The following is a 17,049-nucleotide window of genomic DNA, read 5'->3' as shown; positions in this document are numbered from 1 at the left end:
TTGCGGAAGGGGTGCGCTAGATGCCAGTTCGGCGCAAGCGGGAAGCCGATCCCGTTACGGGAGCCTTGACCATGACGCGGCGCTGGCCGACATGGGCGGCAATATTGTCAGCAATCGTCTGCAGGAGAGCCAAGTCGCATGTCGATCGAGATCAAGATGCCCGCCCTGTCACCGACCATGGAGGAGGGGACGTTGGCCCGATGGTTGGTCAAGGAAGGGGATGTGGTTTCGTCCGGAGACATTCTGGCCGAGATCGAGACCGATAAAGCTACGATGGAATTTGAGGCGATCGACGAAGGCACCGTCCGGAAGATCGTCGTGCCCGAGGGGACGGACGGCGTGAAGGTCGGCACGGTGATCGCGCTGATCATCGGCGAGGATGAGGATGCGAGCGCGGCTCCGGTCGAGATCGCAGCACCCAAGGCTGCGCCGACACCGGAAGCCAAGGCGGAGCCCGCCCCGGCGGCGCCCGTTCCCGCCCCGGCCGCGTCGAAGCCTGCTGCGAAGAATGGCCGCGTCAATGCGAGCCCGCTCGCCCGCCGGCTCGCCGAGCAGCAGGGGATCGATCTGGCGACGCTCGCCGGCTCCGGCCCCAATGGCCGCATCGTGAAGGCAGATCTGGCGGGTGCGAAGCCCGCGGCGCCGCTCGCCCGTGCCGAAGCGCCCGCGCCCGTCGCCCCCGTCCAGGCGCCCGCGGCCGTGCCGACGACCTCGGAAATCCCGCATGAGGCGGTCAAGCTGTCGAACATGCGCAAGACGATCGCGCGCCGCCTCACCGAATCGAAGCAGACCGTCCCGCACATCTATCTGACGGTCGACATCAATCTCGAAAAGCTGCTCAAGCTGCGCACCGAGCTCAATGCCGGGCTGGCGTCGCGCGGCGTGAAGCTGTCGGTCAACGACATGCTGATCAAGGCGCTCGCCGTTTCGCTGCTCGAGGTGCCGAGCTGCAACGTCCAATATGCCGGCGACCAGCTCCTGAAGTTCAGCCGCGCCGATATTTCCGTCGCGGTGTCGATCCCCAACGGGCTCATCACGCCGGTGGTGGTCGATGCGGGCGCCAAGTCGCTCTCCACGATCGCGACCGAGATCAAGGATCTCGCCACCCGCGCCCGCGAGGGTAAGCTGCAGCCGCATGAATATCAGGGCGGCACGGCCAGCCTGTCCAACATGGGCATGTATGGCATCAAGCAGTTCGAAGCGGTGATCAATCCGCCCCAGGCGATGATCATGGCGATCGGCGCGGGCGAGAAGCGCGCCTATGTCGTCAATGACGAGCTGACCGTCGCCACCGTCATGTCGGCGACCGGCAGCTTCGATCATCGCGCGATTGACGGGGCGGACGGCGCCGAGCTGATGCAGGCGTTCAAACGTCTCGTGGAGAATCCGCTGGGTATGCTCGCCTGATGGCGGTCTCCTTCGACGATTTGCCGCCGGAGGGGCAGCCGGCGGTGCGCGTCATCGCCATGCCGGCCGACACCAATCCCTATGGCGACATTTTCGGTGGCTGGCTGATGAGCATGATGGATTCGGCCGCGGGTTCGGTCGCGTCGCGCCACAGCCATGGCCGCGCCGTCACGATCGCGGTGGAAGGCATGACCTTCCACCGCCCGGTCGTGGTGGGCGACGAGGTTTCGGTTTTTGCGGAGCTGGTGGGCGTCGGCCGCACGTCGATGAAGATCGCCGTCGAAAGCTGGCGTCGCACCCGGCACGACGATCGCAGCTACAAGGTGACGGAAGCGATCTTCACCTTCGTCGCGATCGGCGAGGACCGCCAGCCGCGCCGCGTACCGCCGCTGGAGACGGTGACGGTGGAATGACCGTCCGTCCGGCATCCGCACCGGCCCCCCTTGAATCTCTACCTTTATCTTGCCGGCGCGGCCGTCCCGTCCCGCCGGAAATATCCTGAATGAAGCGAGGACCTGATGGCAGACCAATATGATGTGATCGTGCTCGGTTCCGGCCCTGGCGGCTATGTCGCCGCGATCCGGGCCGCGCAACTGGGGCTGAAGGTTGCGATCGTCGAGCGCGAGAAGCTGGGCGGCATCTGCCTCAACTGGGGCTGTATTCCCACCAAGGCGCTGCTCCGCACATCCGAGGTCTATCATTACATCACCCATGCCGACGCCTATGGCCTGTCGGTCGAGAAGCCCGCCTTCGATCTCGCCAAGATCGTCGATCGCTCGCGCAAGGTGGCCGGCCAGCTCAATGCCGGCGTCAAGGGGCTGATGAAGAAGAACAAGATCAGCGTCGTCGAAGGCGAGGGGACGATCACTGCCAAAGGCAAGCTCTCCGTCGTCAAGGACGGTAAGACCACCGAGCTTCTTGCCAAGGACATCATCGTCGCGACCGGCGCGCGCGCGCGCGACCTGCCCTTCGCCAAGGCGGACGGCAAGAAGATCTGGACCTATCGCCATGCGATGGTGCCGACCGAGATGCCGACCAAGCTGCTCGTGATCGGATCGGGCGCGATCGGCGTCGAATTCGCCAGCTTCTATTCGGACATGGGCGCCGAGGTGACGATCGTCGAGATGCTCGATCGCATCCTGCCCGTTGAGGATGCCGAAGTCTCCGACTTCATGACCAAGCAGCTCACCAAGCAGAAGATGACGATCCTCACCAAGGCCGGCGTCGAGAAGCTGGAGGCGAAGGGCGCGGGCGTGTCGGCGACGATCAAGACCGCCGATGGCAAGAGCGTGACGCAGGAATTCAGCCACGCCATCGTCGCGATCGGCATCGTGCCCAACACCGAGAATATCGGCCTCGAGGCGGCGGGCGTGAAGACGACGCGCGGGCATATCGAGACCGATCCCTATGGCCGCACCAATGTGGACGGCATCTGGGCGATCGGCGACGTGGCGGGCGCGCCCTGGCTGGCGCATAAGGCGAGCCATGAGGGCGTCGTCGCGGCCGAGGCGATTGCCGGCTACAAGGGCGTCCATCCGATGGACAAGTCGAACATTCCGGGCTGCACCTATTCGCGGCCGCAGGTGGCCTCGGTTGGCCTCACCGAGGCCAAGGCGAAGGATGCCGGCTATGAGGTGAAGGTCGGCAAATTCCCCTTCATCGGCAATGGCAAGGCGATCGCGCTGGGCGAGGCGGAAGGCTTCATCAAGACGGTGTTCGACGCCAAGACCGGCGAACTGCTCGGCGCGCACATGGTCGGCGCGGAAGTGACCGAGCTGATCCAGGGCTATGTCGTCGCTCGCCAGCTCGAAACGACCGAGCATGAGCTGACCCACACCGTCTTTGCTCATCCCACGCTGAGCGAGATGATGCATGAGAGCGTGCTTTCGGCCTATGGTCGGGCGCTCCATTTCTAGGACATTCGAACTATCCGACCCGTCATCCCTGCCTAGGCAGGGATGACGGGATTGTTTGGCTCGGAATCGGTCAGTGATTGAAACAAGATCGGCAAGCCGCCCGATCTCGCCCCGCTTCTTCCTGCCGTTGCTGCTGCTTCTCGCTGCCCTGCTGGTCGCGGCGGCGGTGCTTTCCGGAACAGCCAACCTCCTCGACGCGCAAATCCTGCTCGCGCTTGGCGGCTATACGCGCGACCATCGCTGGCTGGCGCTGACGATGGAGGCGATCACTACCGCCGGCGACCGTGACGTTCGCATCGCGCTCACCTTGATCGCGCTCGGCCTGTTCGCCTGGTTCCGGCAGTGGCGGCGTGCCGCGCTGCTGCTCGGCATGGCGGCGAGTGGCGCGGCGCTTGTCTCGGGCCTGAAGGCGCTGGCCGGCCGTGCGCGTCCCGACCTGCTGCCGCATCTGGATTGGGAGACGAGCGCAAGCCTGCCCAGCGGTCATGCCGCCAATGGGATGATCCTTTATCTCGGCCTCGCCCTGTTGGTCCGCGAAAGGATGGGGCAGGGGCCGCTGATCGCCGTCTTGCTGCTCGTCCTGCTGATCGGCATGTCCCGCGTCGCGCTCGCCGTCCACTGGCCGAGCGACGTGCTTGCCGGCTGGTGCCTCGGCGCGGGCTGGGCCCTGCTGTGGACGCTGCCCCTGCAACAAAATGCTGGACCGGAAGCGTAACGGGGTTAGGCTCCAGGAAAAATTCCGGACGGGGGATTTCCCATATGATGAAATATTTGACGGCGCTGTCGCTCGTTCTCGCGGCGCCGGCCGCGGCCGAGCCGGTGGTGGTGACGGCGGCGCATATGGTCGATGTGGCGTCGGGCAGGCTGCTCGACGATCCGGTCGTCCTGATCGGCGAGGATGGCCGCGTCGCCTCGCTCGTCACGCGCGGCGGCGCCCGGCCGGTCCTTCCCGCCGATGCGAAGCGCGTCGATCTGGGCGATGCGACGATCCTGCCCGGGCTGATCGACATGCATGTCCATCTGACGGCGCTCGCGGAGATAGGCGGCTATCGCAACCTCGAATATACCGACAGCTTCTGGGGCGCGGTCGGCGTCGCCAATGCGAAGAAGACGCTGGAGGCCGGCTTCACGACCGTGCGCAATGTCGGCGCGCAGGATTTCCAGGATGTCGGCCTCCGCCAGGCGATCGACGGCGGCTATGTGCCCGGGCCCCGCATCGTCGCGGCCGGCTGGGCGATCGGCGCGACCGGTGGTCATTGCGACAATGGCGGCTTTCCGCCCTCGATGGAGAAGCCCAGCCCGGCGGTGGTCGACAGCCCCGAGGCGGCGCGCGCCAAGGTGCGATGGCTGCACAAATATGGCGCACGGGTGGTCAAGATCTGCGCCACGGGCGGCGTCTTCTCGATCGGCGATTCGGTCGGCGCGCAGCAGCTCAGCCTGCCCGAAATGAAGGCGATCGCGGAGGAGGCGCATATGCTGGGCCTCAAGGTCGCCGCGCATGCCCATGGCAATGAGGGCATCCGCACCGCGATCGAGGCGGGCATCGACACGATCGAACATGCGAGCCTGGCGGACGATGCGACGATCGCGCTCGCGGCCAAGTCGAAGACCTGGTTCGACATGGATATCTATAATGACGATTATATTCTCGAGACGGGCGAGAAGAACGGTACGTTGCCGGAGAATCTCGCCAAGGAGAAGATGATCGGCCGGCTTCAGCGCGAGACCTTCCGCAAGGCGGTGAAGGCGGGCGTGCCGATGCTCTTCGGCACGGATGGCGGGGTCTATCCGCATGGCGACAATGGACGGCAGTTTGCCAAGATGGTCGAATGGGGCATGACGCCCGCCCAGGCGATCCGGGCGGCGACGCTGAGTGCGGCCGAGGCGCTCGGCCAGACGGCGGATGTCGGCGCGCTGACGCCGGGCCATTATGGCGATCTGATCGCGGTGCACGGCAATCCGCTGGCGGACGTGCGGCTGCTGGAGAAGGTCGCCTTCGTGATGAAGGGCGGCAAGGTGGAAAAGCCGCTCCAGTAATGACGTGAATCCGGGCCGGAGATCCGCCGATCCCGGCCCGCTGTTTCCTGCCCGAGGCGCGGTTGACCCTCGTCGAGTCCATCGCTATAGCGCCGCCTGCTCGTGGGCCGACTTATGGGCATCGTCCTGTCCGCCGTCCCGCTATGGGCACGCTTGAACATTGCTGATGCGTGTGAGGGCCCGGAGGGTCGATTTATCGGCCGTCGGGGCTTTCGTGCATTCTGGCACGCGCAGGCATCCGTAAAGTAACTTGAAAAGGTGAAGGGCTTCATGCCGACGATCAACCAGTTGGTGCGCAAGGGCCGCGAGCTGCAGAAAGAGCGCTCGAAGGTCCCCGCGATGGAAGCGAACCCGCAGAAGCGCGGCGTTTGCACCCGAGTTTACACGACGACCCCGAAGAAGCCGAACTCCGCGCTTCGCAAGGTGGCCAAGGTCCGCCTGACGAACCAGCGCGAAGTCATCAGCTATATCCCCGGCGAAGGCCATAACCTGCAGGAGCACTCGGTGGTGCTCATTCGCGGCGGCCGTGTGCGCGACCTTCCGGGTGTGCGCTATCATGTGCTGCGCGGCGTGCTCGACACGCAGGGTGTGAAGAACCGCAAGCAGAGCCGTTCGAAGTACGGCGCCAAGCGGCCGAAGTAAGGGATAAGCAGAAATGGCACGTCGTCGTCGCCCCGAGAAGCGCGAAATCCTCCCCGATCCGAAGTTCGGGGACGTGGTTCTCTCCAAGTTCATGAACAGCGTCATGCTGGACGGCAAGAAGTCCGTCGCCGAAGGCATCGTCTATGGTGCGCTCGATACGGTCGAGACGCGCGCGAAGCGCGATCCGCTGGCCGTCTTCCATGATGCGCTCAACAATGTGAAGCCGGGTATCGAGGTCCGCAGCCGCCGCGTCGGCGGTGCGACCTATCAGGTTCCGGTCGAGGTTCGCGCCGAGCGTTCGCAGGCGCTCGCGATCCGCTGGCTGATCTCGGCAGCGCGCTCGCGCTCCGAAACGACCATGGCGGCCCGCCTGTCCGGCGAGCTGCTGGATGCAGCCAACAATCGCGGCAACGCGGTCAAGAAGCGCGAGGACACGCATCGGATGGCGGAAGCCAACCGCGCCTTCTCGCACTATCGCTGGTAACACCCATATAGTCGGGATGCGGGTCGCCCCCGCGTCCCGACATCGGAGTTTATGATCATGGCCCGCAGCCATCCGCTCGCCAAATATCGCAATATCGGCATCATGGCGCACATCGACGCCGGCAAGACGACGACGACCGAGCGTATCCTTTATTACACCGGCAAGTCCTACAAGATCGGCGAAGTTCATGAGGGCACCGCCACCATGGACTGGATGGAGCAGGAGCAGGAGCGCGGGATCACGATCACGTCGGCCGCGACGACCTGTTTCTGGAACGATCATCGCATCAACATCATCGACACGCCGGGCCACGTCGACTTCACCATCGAGGTCGAGCGTTCGCTGCGCGTGCTCGACGGCGCGGTCGCCTGCTTCGACGGCGTTGCCGGTGTCGAGCCGCAGTCCGAGACGGTGTGGCGCCAGGCCGAGAAGTACAAAGTTCCGCGGATGTGCTTCGTCAACAAGCTCGACCGCACCGGCGCGAATTTCGAGCGCTGCGTGGAGATGATCAAGGATCGCCTCGGCGCGCGTCCGCTCGTTCTCTATCTCCCGATCGGTATCGAGGGTGGCTTCAAGGGTCTCGTCGATCTGGTCGAGAACCGCGCGATCATCTGGCTCGAGGAGTCGCTGGGCGCGAAGTTCGAATATCAGGACATTCCGGCCGATCTGGCCGATGCCGCCGCGACTGCGCGCGCCGAACTCATCGAGACTGCCGTCGAGCAGGACGATGACGTGATGGAAGCCTATCTCGAGGGCAATGAGCCGGATGCGGCGACCCTCAAGAAGCTGATCCGCAAGGGCACGTTGAACTTCTCGTTCGTGCCGATCCTCTGCGGCTCGGCCTTCAAGAACAAGGGCGTCCAGCCGCTGCTCGACGCGGTGGTCGACTATCTGCCGTCGCCGCTCGACATTCCGCCGGTCGAAGGCGTCAAGCTCGATGGCGAGACCAAGGACACCCGTCCGGCCGACGACGCTGCGCCCTTCTCGGCGCTCGCTTTCAAGATCATGAACGATCCCTTCGTGGGCTCGCTCACCTTCGCCCGCATCTATTCGGGCAAGCTCGAGAAGAGCACCGTGCTCAACTCGGTGAAGGACAAGAAGGAAAAGATCGGCCGCATGCTGCTGATGCATGCGAACAGCCGCGAGGACATCGATGAAGCCTATGCGGGCGACATCGTGGCGCTGGCCGGCCTCAAGGAGACGACGACGGGCGACACGCTCTGCGCGCCGTCCGCGCCGATCATCCTCGAGCGCATGGAATTCCCGGAGCCGGTGATCGAGGTTGCGGTCGAACCGAAGACCAAGGCCGACCAGGAGAAGATGGGCGTCGCGCTCAACCGTCTCGCCGCCGAGGATCCCTCCTTCCGCGTCACCTCGGACCACGAGTCCGGTCAGACGATCATCAAGGGGATGGGCGAACTCCATCTCGAGATCCTCGTCGACCGCATGAAGCGCGAGTTCAAGGTCGAGGCCAATGTCGGCGCGCCGCAGGTCGCCTATCGTGAATCGCTTGGCCGCAAGGTCGATGTCGATTACACCCACAAGAAGCAGTCGGGTGGCTCGGGTCAGTTCGGTCGCGTCAAGATCACGGTCGAGCCGGGCGAGCGCGGCCAGGGCGTGATCTTCGTCGACGAGGTGAAGGGCGGCAACGTGCCGCGCGAATATATCCCGTCGGTGGAAAAGGGCATTCGCGAGGTTGCGGCGACGGGTTCGCTGATCGGCTTCCCGATCATCGACTTCACCGCGACGCTGACCGACGGCGCCTATCACGACGTCGACTCGTCCGCACTGGCGTTCGAGATCACGGCGCGCGGCGCGATGCGCGAAGCCGCGCAGAAGTCGGGCATCAAGCTGCTCGAGCCGATCATGAAGGTCGAGGTCGTGACCCCGGAAGATTATCTGGGCGACGTCATCGGCGACATGAACAGCCGTCGTGGCCAGATTCAGGGCACCGACAGCCGCGGCAATGCCCAGGTGGTTGAGGCGATGGTGCCGCTCGCCAACATGTTCGGATATGTGAACCAGCTCCGCTCCTTCACCCAGGGTCGTGCGCAGTACAGCATGCAGTTCTCGCACTATGACGAAGTCCCGGCGAACGTCGCGGAAGAGGTCAAGGCGAAGCTGGCATAATCCGAATTTTGCCCTTATGAGCGCGTCCGCATCGGGCGGCGCGCTCGAATCAAGTTGAAAAGAAGGTAGGAAAGACATGGCGAAAGCTAAGTTCGAGCGGACGAAGCCGCACTGCAACATCGGCACCATCGGTCACGTCGACCATGGCAAGACCTCGCTGACGGCCGCGATCACCAAGGTCCTCGCCGAGACCGGCGGCGCGACGTTCGTCGACTACGCCAACATCGATAAGGCGCCGGAAGAGCGTGAGCGCGGCATCACCATCTCGACCGCGCACGTCGAATATGAGACCGAGAAGCGCCACTATGCGCACGTCGACTGCCCGGGCCACGCCGACTATGTGAAGAACATGATCACCGGCGCCGCGCAGATGGACGGCGGCATCCTGGTGGTGTCGGCGACCGACGGCCCGATGCCGCAGACCCGCGAGCACATCCTGCTCGCCCGTCAGGTCGGCGTGCCCGCGCTCGTCGTGTTCATGAACAAGGTCGATCTGGTCGACGACCCCGAGATCCTGGAGCTCGTCGAGCTCGAGATCCGCGAGCTGCTCTCCTCCTACGACTTCCCGGGCGACGACATCCCCGTCATCCAGGGTTCGGCGGTGTGCGCGCTCGAGAACAAGCAGCCCGAGATCGGCCATGACGCCGTGCTCAAGCTGATGCAGGCCGTGGATGACTATATCCCGCAGCCGGAGCGTCCGCTCGACAAGCCGTTCCTGATGCCGATCGAAGACGTGTTCTCGATCTCGGGCCGCGGTACCGTCGTCACCGGCCGCGTCGAGACCGGCATCGTCAAGGTGGGTGAGGAAGTCGAGATCGTCGGCCTCAAGGACACCCGCAAGACCACCGTCACCGGCGTCGAAATGTTCCGCAAGCTGCTCGACTCGGGCCAGGCGGGCGACAATATCGGCGCGCTGCTCCGTGGCGTCGGCCGTGAAGAGGTCGAGCGTGGCCAGGTTCTGGCCAAGCCGGGCTCGATCACGCCGCACACCGAGTTCCAGTCGGAAGTCTATGTGCTTTCGAAGGAAGAAGGTGGCCGTCACACCCCGTTCTTCGCCAACTATCGTCCGCAGTTCTACTTCCGCACCACGGACGTGACCGGCGAGGTCGTCCTCCCCGAGGGCACCGAGATGGTGATGCCGGGCGACAACGTCCAGCTCGGCGTGAAGCTCATCGCCCCGATCGCCATGGAAGAGGGCCTGCGCTTCTCGATCCGCGAAGGCGGCCGCACCGTCGGCGCCGGGGTTGTCAGCTCCATCTCCAAGTAATATAGGGCTGCCACCGCGCGGCTCCTCTCCGGAGGAGTCGCGCGGTTTGCCTTTTAATAGACAAACATGTTTTCGGGCGGATCGGATCGATCCTGTTCGAATTAGGCTCTTTCGCATCGGTGGGTCATGGAAACGCAGAATATTCGCATTCGTCTGAAGGCTTTTGATCACCGCGTGCTCGATCAGGCCACGGGCGACATCGCAGACACCGCCCGTCGTACCGGCGCGCTTATCCGTGGACCCATTCCGCTGCCGACGCGCATCGAGAAGTTCACGGTCAACCGTGGTCCGCATATCGACAAGAAGTCGCGCGAGCAGTTCGAGGTGCGCACCTATAAGCGCCTGCTGGACATTGTTCAGCCCACCCCGCAGACGGTCGACGCGCTGATGAAGCTCGATCTCGCCGCGGGTGTTGATGTCGAGATCAAACTGGCCTAAGAGGCCGGCTCCGGCGCGCCAGGCGAATCGCTGAGCGCGCCGCTTTTATTGCTGAGGCTTCGGCTCCGGCGATGGAAGAACAGGGATACCGGGCAGCATGCTGCCGACCGAGTCCCCGTCTTTCGCTTTGATGAGCGGAAACCTGGCCCTGACGGGGGCAATTCGGATTTTGGGCTAGGGCTCTGGTGAGAACCGGGGCCTTTTTCGTTGGCACGCTCGCCGCTAACGCGAGCCTCTGTAGGGAAGGAACGGATCATGCGTACCGGCGTGATCGCGAAGAAAGTGGGGATGACCCGCCTGTTCCAGGACGACGGCCGCCATGTGCCCGTCACTGTCCTGCAACTCGATAACGTCCAGGTGGTTTCGCGCCGCGAACAGGATCGTGACGGCTATGTCGCGGTCCAGCTCGGTGCTGGCGCCGCCAAGGCGAAGAATGTCGCCAAGCCGCAGCGCGGCCATTTCGGCAAGGCCGAGGTGGAGCCCAAGGCTTATGTCGCCGAATTCCGCGTCGATGCGGATGGCCTGCTCGATGTGGGCGCGGAAATCTCCGCCGACCATTTCGTCGTCGGCCAGCTCGTCGACATTGCCGGCCAGACGCAGGGCAAGGGCTTTGCCGGTGCGATGAAGCGCTGGGGCTTCGGTGGTCTGCGCGCGACGCACGGCGTCTCCGTCTCGCACCGCTCGCATGGTTCGACCGGCAACCGCCAGGATCCGGGCCGCGTGTTCAAGAACAAGAAGATGGCCGGCCATATGGGCGACCGTCAGCGCACTCAGCAGAACCTCGAAATCGTCCGCACGGACGCCGAGCGCGGGCTGCTGTTCGTCAAGGGTTCGGTGCCCGGCTCCAAGGGGGCCTGGCTGATCGTCAAGGACGCGGTGAAGGTCGCGCGCCATGCCGACGCTCCCTATCCCGCCGGCCTGAAGCAGGTCGCCAACAACAACGCCGCTCCGGTCGAGACTGCTCCGGAAGCCGCTGAAGGTCAGGAGGGCTGATCATGAAGGTTCAGGTCCAGACCCTCGATGCGACCGGCAACGGCGACATCGAGCTCAACGACGCGATCTTCGGCCTCGAGCCGCGCGCCGACATCCTGCACCGCGTCGTGACGTGGCAGCTCGAAAAGCGTCGGGGCACCGCCCGTGCCGCCCGCGAGCGTGGCGACGTCGCCCGTTCGGGCAAGAAGTTCGGCCGCCAGAAGGGTGGTGGTACCGCCCGTCACGGCGATCGCCGCGCGCCCGTCTTCATCGGCGGTGGCAAGGCGCATGGTCCGCGCGTTCGCGACTTTAATCCGTCGCTGAACAAGAAGATCCGCACGCTCGGCCTCAAGATGGCGCTGTCCTCCAAGGCGCAGGGCGGCAGCCTGATCGTTCTCGACACGCTCGACGTGGCCGAGGGCAAGACCAAGGCGCTCGCCGCGCAGCTCGGCAAGCTCGGCTTCGGCGCGAAGGCGCTGGTGATCGACGGTGACCAGGTGACGAACAGCTTCGCGCTGGCCTCGTCCAACCTCAAGGGCGTGAACGTCCTCCCGGCGATCGGCGCGAACGTCTACGACATTCTGAAGCATGACACGCTGGTGCTGACGCGCGCCGCGATCGAGAAGCTGGAGGCGCGCTTCAATGGCTAAGCAGCAGGAAGCCGTGGTGGACAACCGCCACTATGATGTGGTGCTGGCACCGCACATCACCGAGAAGTCGACCTTGCTCTCCGAGCATAATGCGGTCGTCTTCAAGGTGGCGGGCAGCGCCACCAAGCCGCAGATCAAGGCCGCCGTCGAGGCGCTCTTCTCCGTCACCGTGACCGGCGTGAACACGCTCGTCGCCAAGGGCAAGACGAAGAAGTGGAAGGGCCGGGATTATACGCGGTCCGACGTCAAGAAGGCGATCGTGACGCTGGCCGAGGGCCAGTCGATCGACGTCACCACCGGCATTTGAGGCGCGGATAATGGCACTCAAGCATTATAATCCGACGAGCCCGGCCCGCCGCGGCCTGATCCTCGTCGACAGGTCCGGCCTGTGGAAGGGCAAGCCGGTCAAGGCGCTGGTCGAAGGCAAGCGCAAGACCGGTGGCCGCAACAATCAGGGCCACGCCACCGCGCGCGGCATCGCCGGCGGTCACAAGCAGAAATATCGCTTCGTCGATTTCAAGCGTCGGAAGTGGGATCAGCCCGCGACCGTCGAGCGTCTGGAATATGACCCCAATCGTTCGGCCTTCATCGCGCTGGTGAAGTATGAGGATGGCGAACTCGCTTACATCCTCGCGCCGCAGCGTCTGGCGGTCGGGGACCAGGTCGTCGCCGGCAAGAAGACCGACGTGAAGCCGGGCAATGCGATGGAAATCGGCCAGGCTCCGGTCGGCACGATCGTCCACAATGTCGAGCTGAAGCCCGGCAAGGGTGGCCAGATCGCGCGCGCCGCCGGCACCTATGTGCAGGTCGTCGGCCGCGACAAGGGCATGGTGATGGTTCGCCTGAACTCGGGCGAGCAGCGCTATATCCGTTCGGACTGCATGGCGACGGTGGGCGCGGTGTCGAACCCCGACAACGCCAACCAGAATCTCGCCAAGGCCGGTCGCAACCGCTGGCTCGGCCATCGTCCGCTGACCCGCGGCGTCGCCAAGAACCCGGTCGATCACCCGCACGGCGGTGGTGAAGGGCGCACCTCGGGCGGCCGTCATCCGGTTACCCCCTGGGGCAAGCCGACCAAGGGTGCGCGCACTCGTTCGAACAAGGCGACGGACAAGTTCATCATCCGTTCGCGTCACGCGAAGAAGAAGAGGTAATCCATGGCCCGTTCCGTCTGGAAAGGTCCGTTCGTCGATCTCCACCTTCTCCGGAAGGCGGAAGGCGCGCAGGACAGCGGCGCGCGCGGCGCCATCAAGACCTGGTCGCGTCGTTCGACCATTTTGCCGCAGTTCGTCGGCCTGACGTTCAACGTCTACAATGGCCGCAAGTTCGTGCCGGTGTCGGTCAACGAGGATATGGTCGGTCACAAGCTGGGTGAGTTCGCGCCGACGCGCTACTTCCCCGGCCACGCCGCCGACAAGAAGGGCAAGCGCTGATGTCGAAGCCTGCAGCTCCCCGTCGCGTAGGCGACAAGGAAGCCCTGGCGGTGGCCACCACCGTCCGCGGCAGCCCGTACAAGCTCAATCTCGTCGCGGGCCTGATCCGCGGCAAGAAGGCCGGTGACGCGCTCAACATCCTCTCCTTCTCCAAGAAGGCGATGGCTGTGGACGTGCGCAAGGTGCTCGCCTCGGCGATCGCCAATGCCGAGAACAACCATAATCTCGATGTCGACTCGCTCGTCGTGAAGGAAGCGTCGGTCGGCAAGTCGATCGTGATGAAGCGCTTCGCCACCCGCGCCCGCGGCCGGTCGACGCGCATCGTGAAGCCGTTCGCCCGCATCCGCGTGGTCGTGCGCGAGCAGGAAGAGGCCGAATAAGATGGGTCAGAAATCCAACCCGATCGGGATGCGGCTGCAGATCAACCGCACCTGGGACAGCCGCTGGTATGCCGACGGCGCCGATTATGGCCGTCTGCTCCTCGAGGATCTCAAGATCCGCAAGCTGATCTTCAAGTCGCTGCCGCAGGCCGCGATTTCGAAGGTGGTGATCGAGCGTCCGGCGAAGCTCTGCCGCATCTCCATCTATGCCGCGCGCCCCGGCGTGATCATCGGCAAGAAGGGCGCGGACATCGAGAAGCTCCGCCGCACGCTGGGCAAGATGACCTCGTCCGACGTGTCGCTGAACATCGTCGAGATCCGCAAGCCCGAGATCGACTCCAAGCTCGTCGCCCAGTCGGTCGCCGATCAGCTCGAGCGTCGCGTGGCCTTCCGCCGTGCGATGAAGCGCGCCGTCCAGTCCGCTCTCCGCCTCGGCGCGGAAGGCATCCGCATCACCTGCGCCGGCCGTCTCGGCGGCGCCGAGATCGCGCGGACCGAATGGTATCGCGAGGGTCGCGTTCCGCTGCACACGCTGCGCGCGAACGTCGATTATGCCGAGGCCGAGGCGCACACTGCCTATGGCGTCTGCGGCGTGAAGGTCTGGATCTTCAAGGGCGAGATTCTCGGCCATGATCCGCTCGCCCAGGATCGGCTCATGATGGAAGCACAGACGTCGGGGGTCCGGCCGGCGCGCTGAGGGTAATCCCCTCGGCAGCGTCGCCTGATCGACCGGACCAACGGTGTCAGAAGGCGATTTGAAATGCTGCAACCGAAACGCACAAAGTTCCGTAAGGCCCATAAGGGCCGCATCCACGGCAAGGCCCCCGGCGGCACCGCGCTCAATTTCGGCGCGTTCGGCCTGAAGGCGCTCGAGCCCGACCGGATCACCGCCCGCCAGATCGAGGCGGCCCGCCGCGCGATCACGCGTCACATCAAGCGTCAGGGCCGCTTGTGGATCCGCATCTTCCCGGACGTGCCCGTCTCGTCGAAGCCGGCCGAAGTCCGCATGGGTTCCGGTAAGGGCGCGCCCGAATATTGGGTCGCCCGCGTCAAGCCCGGCCGCATCCTGTTCGAGCTGGACGGCGTTCCCGGCCCGCTCGCCCGCGTCGCCTTCGAGCGCGCGATGGAGAAGCTGCCGATCAAGACCAAGGTGGTCGCCCGCCTTGGCGAATCCATCTACGAGGCCGCGTAACATGGCGAAGATCGACGATCTCAAGTCCAAGACGGACGATCAGCTCTCGACGCAGCTCGGCGAGCTGAAGCGCGAGCAGTTCAACCTGCGCTTCCAGGCCGCCACGAACCAGCTCGAAAAGCCGAGCCGCGTTCGCGAGGTGCGCCGCACGATCGCGCAGATTAAAACCCTCCAGACCCAGCGTGCGAACGCTGCGGCGAAGGCTTAAAGGAGCATCACATGCCGAAGCGCGTGCTGACGGGAACGGTGGTCTCCGATAAGACCGACAAGACGGTGGTGGTGAAGGTGGAGCGACGCGTGAAGCATCCGCTCTACGGCAAGATCATCCGCCGTTCGAAGAAGTATCACGCCCATGACGAGACCAACCAGTTTCGTGAGGGTGAGACGGTCCGCATCGAGGAATGCGCGCCGATCTCGAAGCTGAAGACGTGGAAGGTCATCGGCAAGGTCGGCGCGGAAACGCCGGTCGCCGCTGCCTGATTAGGGAAGGGTCTAGAACATGATCCAGATGCAGACGAACCTCGACGTCGCTGACAACAGCGGTGCCAAGAGGGTGCAGTGCATCAAGGTGCTGGGCGGGTCCAAGCGCCGTTTCGCTGGCGTGGGCGACATTATCGTCGTCTCGATCAAGGAAGCGGCTCCGCGCGGCAAGGTGAAGAAGGGTGACGTGCATCGTGCCGTCATCGTCCGCACCGCCAAGGATATCCATCGTCCGGACGGCTCGACCATCCGTTTCGATGGCAATGCGGCTGTGCTGATCAACAAGAATAGCGGGGAGCCGATCGGCACCCGTATCTTCGGCCCGGTGGTGCGCGAGCTGCGCCAGTCCGGTCACATGAAGATCATTTCGCTTGCGCCCGAGGTGCTGTGATGGCTGCGCTGAAGATCAAGAAGGGTGACAAGGTCGTCGTCCTGTCCGGCAAGGACAAGGGCAAGACCGGCGAGGTCACCAAGTCCTTCCCGAAGGATAGCAAGGTGATCGTGTCCGGCGTGAACGTTGCGACCCGTCACCGCAAGCCGACCCAGGCCAATCCGCAGGGTGGCCTGGAGCGCACGGAAGCGCCGCTGCACGTCTCGAAGGTCGCGCATGTGACCGCGGACGGCAAGCCGACCCGCGTCCGTTTCGAAATCCAGGACGGCAAGAAGGTCCGCGTCGCCGTCAAGACGGGTGAGAAGATCGATGGCTGATTATAAGCCCCGGCTGAAGCAGCAGTACGAAGACCGCATCGTCAAGGCGATGACGGAAAGGTTCGGCTACAAGAATGTCATGGAAGTGCCGAAGCTCTCCAAGATCGTCCTGAACATGGGCGTGGGCGAGGCGACCCAGGACAAGAAGAAGGTCGAGCAGGCTGCCGCCGAAATGACGGCGATCGCCGGCCAGAAGGCCGTCATCACCAAGGCGAAGAAGTCGATCGCGCAGTTCAAGCTGCGCGAGGGCATGCCGATCGGCGCGAAGGTCACCCTCCGCCGCGAGCGCATGTACGAATTTCTCGACCGTTTCGTGACGATTGCTCTCCCGCGCGTCCGCGACTTCCGTGGCCTGTCCGACAAGTCGTTCGACGGCCGCGGCAATTATGCGACAGGCCTCAAGGAACAGCTGATCTTCCCGGAGATCAGCTATGACAAGGTCGACAAGATCCGCGGCATGGACGTGATCATCGCGACGACGGCCAAGACCGACGAGGAGGCTCGCGAGCTTCTCCGTCTGTTCGGCTTCCCGTTCCCGCAGCCGACGGCTGAAGAGAAGAAGGCGGCGTGAGCCGCGCGTAAGGAAAGAGAACTTAAGTCATGGCGAAACTGAGTTCGATCAACAAGAACGAGCGTCGCAAGAAGCTCGTCAAGCAGTATGCGGGCAAATATGCCCGTCTGAAGGCGATTGCGGACGATGAGAGCAAGGACGAGACCGAGCGCCTGATCGCGCGTCTCAAGCTTGCGGAGATCCCGCGCAATGCGAACCCGACGCGCGTCCGCAACCGTTGCGAGATGACCGGGCGTCCCCGCGCTTATTATCGCAAGTTCCGTCTGTCGCGCGTCACGCTGCGCGATCTTGCCAACAAGGGCATGATCCCCGGCGTCACGAAGTCGAGCTGGTAAGGGTTAG

At 64.3% G+C, this 17,049-nt stretch carries 24 protein-coding genes; all 24 read left to right on the top strand.

The features are described from left to right. Window positions 1-138 precede the first annotated feature (138 nt). Window positions 139-1,407 (top strand): pyruvate dehydrogenase complex dihydrolipoamide acetyltransferase, encoded by a 1,269-nt coding sequence (locus CLG96_RS16000; protein ID WP_107969399.1) that lies wholly within the window; start codon window positions 139-141, stop codon window positions 1,405-1,407. Beyond that, on the top strand, window positions 1,407-1,820 hold the full coding sequence (locus tag CLG96_RS15995) for an acyl-CoA thioesterase (RefSeq protein ID WP_107969397.1): 414 nt from the start codon (window positions 1,407-1,409) through the stop codon (window positions 1,818-1,820). Before CLG96_RS16000 ends, CLG96_RS15995 begins: the two co-directional genes overlap by 1 nt. A 105-nt stretch (window positions 1,821-1,925) precedes the next feature. Next, complete coding sequence (gene lpdA, locus CLG96_RS15990) at window positions 1,926-3,323, top strand: dihydrolipoyl dehydrogenase (protein ID WP_107969395.1); 1,398 nt, start codon at window positions 1,926-1,928, stop codon at window positions 3,321-3,323. A gap of 73 nt (window positions 3,324-3,396) precedes the next feature. Beyond that, a complete protein-coding gene (locus CLG96_RS15985) occupies window positions 3,397-4,038 on the top strand; it encodes a phosphatase PAP2 family protein (RefSeq protein ID WP_243395822.1) in 642 nt (213 codons plus the stop codon). A 44-nt stretch (window positions 4,039-4,082) separates the two neighbouring features. Beyond that, the gene (locus CLG96_RS15980; RefSeq protein ID WP_107969393.1) at window positions 4,083-5,360 is read left to right on the top strand and encodes a Xaa-Pro dipeptidase; all 1,278 of its coding nucleotides are present in this window, start codon (window positions 4,083-4,085) and stop codon (window positions 5,358-5,360) included. 270 nt (window positions 5,361-5,630) lie between these two features. After that, window positions 5,631-6,002 (top strand): 30S ribosomal protein S12, encoded by a 372-nt coding sequence (rpsL, locus tag CLG96_RS15975; protein WP_107969559.1) that lies wholly within the window; start codon window positions 5,631-5,633, stop codon window positions 6,000-6,002. A gap of 13 nt (window positions 6,003-6,015) precedes the next feature. Then, window positions 6,016-6,486 carry a 30S ribosomal protein S7 gene (gene rpsG, locus CLG96_RS15970; RefSeq protein ID WP_107969391.1) on the top strand — a complete coding sequence of 157 codons (471 nt, stop codon included), beginning with the start codon at window positions 6,016-6,018 and terminating at the stop codon, window positions 6,484-6,486. A gap of 57 nt (window positions 6,487-6,543) precedes the next feature. Beyond that, window positions 6,544-8,616: an elongation factor G gene (fusA, locus tag CLG96_RS15965; protein ID WP_107969557.1), complete on the top strand. Its 2,073-nt coding sequence runs from the start codon at window positions 6,544-6,546 to the stop codon at window positions 8,614-8,616. 76 nt (window positions 8,617-8,692) lie between these two features. Further along, the gene (tuf, locus tag CLG96_RS15960; protein ID WP_107969389.1) at window positions 8,693-9,883 is read left to right on the top strand and encodes an elongation factor Tu; all 1,191 of its coding nucleotides are present in this window, start codon (window positions 8,693-8,695) and stop codon (window positions 9,881-9,883) included. A gap of 126 nt (window positions 9,884-10,009) precedes the next feature. Then, entirely contained in the window at window positions 10,010-10,321 is a 312-nt protein-coding gene (rpsJ, locus tag CLG96_RS15955) for a 30S ribosomal protein S10 (RefSeq protein ID WP_011952197.1), read from the top strand. Between the two features lie 255 nt (window positions 10,322-10,576). Beyond that, complete coding sequence (rplC, locus tag CLG96_RS15950) at window positions 10,577-11,314, top strand: 50S ribosomal protein L3 (protein WP_107969387.1); 738 nt, start codon at window positions 10,577-10,579, stop codon at window positions 11,312-11,314. A 2-nt stretch (window positions 11,315-11,316) separates the two neighbouring features. Then, window positions 11,317-11,943, top strand: coding sequence for a 50S ribosomal protein L4 (gene rplD, locus CLG96_RS15945; protein ID WP_107969386.1), 627 nt, complete (start codon window positions 11,317-11,319; stop codon window positions 11,941-11,943). Beyond that, on the top strand, window positions 11,936-12,250 hold the full coding sequence (locus CLG96_RS15940) for a 50S ribosomal protein L23 (RefSeq protein ID WP_107969384.1): 315 nt from the start codon (window positions 11,936-11,938) through the stop codon (window positions 12,248-12,250). Before rplD ends, CLG96_RS15940 begins: the two co-directional genes overlap by 8 nt. 10 nt (window positions 12,251-12,260) lie before the next feature. Further along, window positions 12,261-13,097: a 50S ribosomal protein L2 gene (gene rplB, locus CLG96_RS15935; RefSeq protein ID WP_107969382.1), complete on the top strand. Its 837-nt coding sequence runs from the start codon at window positions 12,261-12,263 to the stop codon at window positions 13,095-13,097. 3 nt (window positions 13,098-13,100) lie between these two features. Next, window positions 13,101-13,376: a 30S ribosomal protein S19 gene (rpsS, locus tag CLG96_RS15930; RefSeq protein ID WP_107969380.1), complete on the top strand. Its 276-nt coding sequence runs from the start codon at window positions 13,101-13,103 to the stop codon at window positions 13,374-13,376. Then, window positions 13,376-13,756: a 50S ribosomal protein L22 gene (rplV, locus tag CLG96_RS15925; protein WP_107969378.1), complete on the top strand. Its 381-nt coding sequence runs from the start codon at window positions 13,376-13,378 to the stop codon at window positions 13,754-13,756. Before rpsS ends, rplV begins: the two co-directional genes overlap by 1 nt. A gap of 1 nt (window position 13,757) precedes the next feature. Continuing rightward, window positions 13,758-14,453, top strand: coding sequence for a 30S ribosomal protein S3 (gene rpsC / locus CLG96_RS15920; protein WP_107969376.1), 696 nt, complete (start codon window positions 13,758-13,760; stop codon window positions 14,451-14,453). Window positions 14,454-14,516: 63 nt separating this feature from the next. After that, window positions 14,517-14,948 (top strand): 50S ribosomal protein L16, encoded by a 432-nt coding sequence (gene rplP / locus CLG96_RS15915; RefSeq protein ID WP_107969374.1) that lies wholly within the window; start codon window positions 14,517-14,519, stop codon window positions 14,946-14,948. Window position 14,949: 1 nt separating this feature from the next. Continuing rightward, on the top strand, window positions 14,950-15,156 hold the full coding sequence (gene rpmC, locus CLG96_RS15910) for a 50S ribosomal protein L29 (RefSeq protein WP_107969372.1): 207 nt from the start codon (window positions 14,950-14,952) through the stop codon (window positions 15,154-15,156). A gap of 11 nt (window positions 15,157-15,167) precedes the next feature. After that, window positions 15,168-15,428 (top strand): 30S ribosomal protein S17, encoded by a 261-nt coding sequence (gene rpsQ / locus CLG96_RS15905; protein ID WP_107969370.1) that lies wholly within the window; start codon window positions 15,168-15,170, stop codon window positions 15,426-15,428. A gap of 19 nt (window positions 15,429-15,447) precedes the next feature. Then, window positions 15,448-15,819, top strand: coding sequence for a 50S ribosomal protein L14 (gene rplN, locus CLG96_RS15900; RefSeq protein WP_107969368.1), 372 nt, complete (start codon window positions 15,448-15,450; stop codon window positions 15,817-15,819). Continuing rightward, window positions 15,819-16,136 (top strand): 50S ribosomal protein L24, encoded by a 318-nt coding sequence (gene rplX / locus CLG96_RS15895; protein ID WP_107969366.1) that lies wholly within the window; start codon window positions 15,819-15,821, stop codon window positions 16,134-16,136. The genes rplN and rplX overlap by 1 nt, the downstream gene beginning before the upstream one ends. Continuing rightward, window positions 16,129-16,707, top strand: coding sequence for a 50S ribosomal protein L5 (gene rplE / locus CLG96_RS15890; RefSeq protein ID WP_107969364.1), 579 nt, complete (start codon window positions 16,129-16,131; stop codon window positions 16,705-16,707). The genes rplX and rplE overlap by 8 nt, the downstream gene beginning before the upstream one ends. Before the next feature lie 29 nt (window positions 16,708-16,736). Then, entirely contained in the window at window positions 16,737-17,042 is a 306-nt protein-coding gene (gene rpsN, locus CLG96_RS15885) for a 30S ribosomal protein S14 (RefSeq protein WP_107969362.1), read from the top strand. Window positions 17,043-17,049: the final 7 nt, after the last annotated feature.

Origin of the sequence: Sphingomonas oleivorans, from assembly GCF_003050615.1 — a bacterium.
In the GTDB taxonomy this organism is placed as follows: Bacteria; Pseudomonadota; Alphaproteobacteria; order Sphingomonadales; family Sphingomonadaceae; genus Sphingomonas_H; species Sphingomonas_H oleivorans.
The sequence above is the reverse complement of the archived record's forward strand: the minus strand, read 5'-3'. Positions and strand labels throughout refer to the sequence as shown.

What these genes read in the sequence shown, in the direction of transcription:
- rpsN (WP_107969362.1), top strand. Translation starts at nt 16,737, where the DNA reads ATGGCGAAACTGAGTTCGATCAACAAGAACGAGCGTCGCAAGAAGCTC.
- rplC (WP_107969387.1), top strand. Translation starts at nt 10,577, where the DNA reads ATGCGTACCGGCGTGATCGCGAAGAAAGTGGGGATGACCCGCCTGTTC.
- rpsL (WP_107969559.1), top strand. Translation starts at nt 5,631, where the DNA reads ATGCCGACGATCAACCAGTTGGTGCGCAAGGGCCGCGAGCTGCAGAAA.
- lpdA (WP_107969395.1), top strand. Translation starts at nt 1,926, where the DNA reads ATGGCAGACCAATATGATGTGATCGTGCTCGGTTCCGGCCCTGGCGGC.
- rpsJ (WP_011952197.1), top strand. Translation starts at nt 10,010, where the DNA reads ATGGAAACGCAGAATATTCGCATTCGTCTGAAGGCTTTTGATCACCGC.
- rplB (WP_107969382.1), top strand. Translation starts at nt 12,261, where the DNA reads ATGGCACTCAAGCATTATAATCCGACGAGCCCGGCCCGCCGCGGCCTG.
- rplN (WP_107969368.1), top strand. Translation starts at nt 15,448, where the DNA reads ATGATCCAGATGCAGACGAACCTCGACGTCGCTGACAACAGCGGTGCC.
- rpsC (WP_107969376.1), top strand. Translation starts at nt 13,758, where the DNA reads ATGGGTCAGAAATCCAACCCGATCGGGATGCGGCTGCAGATCAACCGC.
- rpsQ (WP_107969370.1), top strand. Translation starts at nt 15,168, where the DNA reads ATGCCGAAGCGCGTGCTGACGGGAACGGTGGTCTCCGATAAGACCGAC.
- CLG96_RS15995 (WP_107969397.1), top strand. Translation starts at nt 1,407, where the DNA reads ATGGCGGTCTCCTTCGACGATTTGCCGCCGGAGGGGCAGCCGGCGGTG.
- rplD (WP_107969386.1), top strand. Translation starts at nt 11,317, where the DNA reads ATGAAGGTTCAGGTCCAGACCCTCGATGCGACCGGCAACGGCGACATC.
- rpsG (WP_107969391.1), top strand. Translation starts at nt 6,016, where the DNA reads ATGGCACGTCGTCGTCGCCCCGAGAAGCGCGAAATCCTCCCCGATCCG.
- rpsS (WP_107969380.1), top strand. Translation starts at nt 13,101, where the DNA reads ATGGCCCGTTCCGTCTGGAAAGGTCCGTTCGTCGATCTCCACCTTCTC.
- rpmC (WP_107969372.1), top strand. Translation starts at nt 14,950, where the DNA reads ATGGCGAAGATCGACGATCTCAAGTCCAAGACGGACGATCAGCTCTCG.
- rplE (WP_107969364.1), top strand. Translation starts at nt 16,129, where the DNA reads ATGGCTGATTATAAGCCCCGGCTGAAGCAGCAGTACGAAGACCGCATC.
- CLG96_RS16000 (WP_107969399.1), top strand. Translation starts at nt 139, where the DNA reads ATGTCGATCGAGATCAAGATGCCCGCCCTGTCACCGACCATGGAGGAG.
- tuf (WP_107969389.1), top strand. Translation starts at nt 8,693, where the DNA reads ATGGCGAAAGCTAAGTTCGAGCGGACGAAGCCGCACTGCAACATCGGC.
- CLG96_RS15980 (WP_107969393.1), top strand. Translation starts at nt 4,083, where the DNA reads ATGATGAAATATTTGACGGCGCTGTCGCTCGTTCTCGCGGCGCCGGCC.
- rplV (WP_107969378.1), top strand. Translation starts at nt 13,376, where the DNA reads ATGTCGAAGCCTGCAGCTCCCCGTCGCGTAGGCGACAAGGAAGCCCTG.
- rplX (WP_107969366.1), top strand. Translation starts at nt 15,819, where the DNA reads ATGGCTGCGCTGAAGATCAAGAAGGGTGACAAGGTCGTCGTCCTGTCC.
- rplP (WP_107969374.1), top strand. Translation starts at nt 14,517, where the DNA reads ATGCTGCAACCGAAACGCACAAAGTTCCGTAAGGCCCATAAGGGCCGC.
- fusA (WP_107969557.1), top strand. Translation starts at nt 6,544, where the DNA reads ATGGCCCGCAGCCATCCGCTCGCCAAATATCGCAATATCGGCATCATG.
- CLG96_RS15940 (WP_107969384.1), top strand. Translation starts at nt 11,936, where the DNA reads ATGGCTAAGCAGCAGGAAGCCGTGGTGGACAACCGCCACTATGATGTG.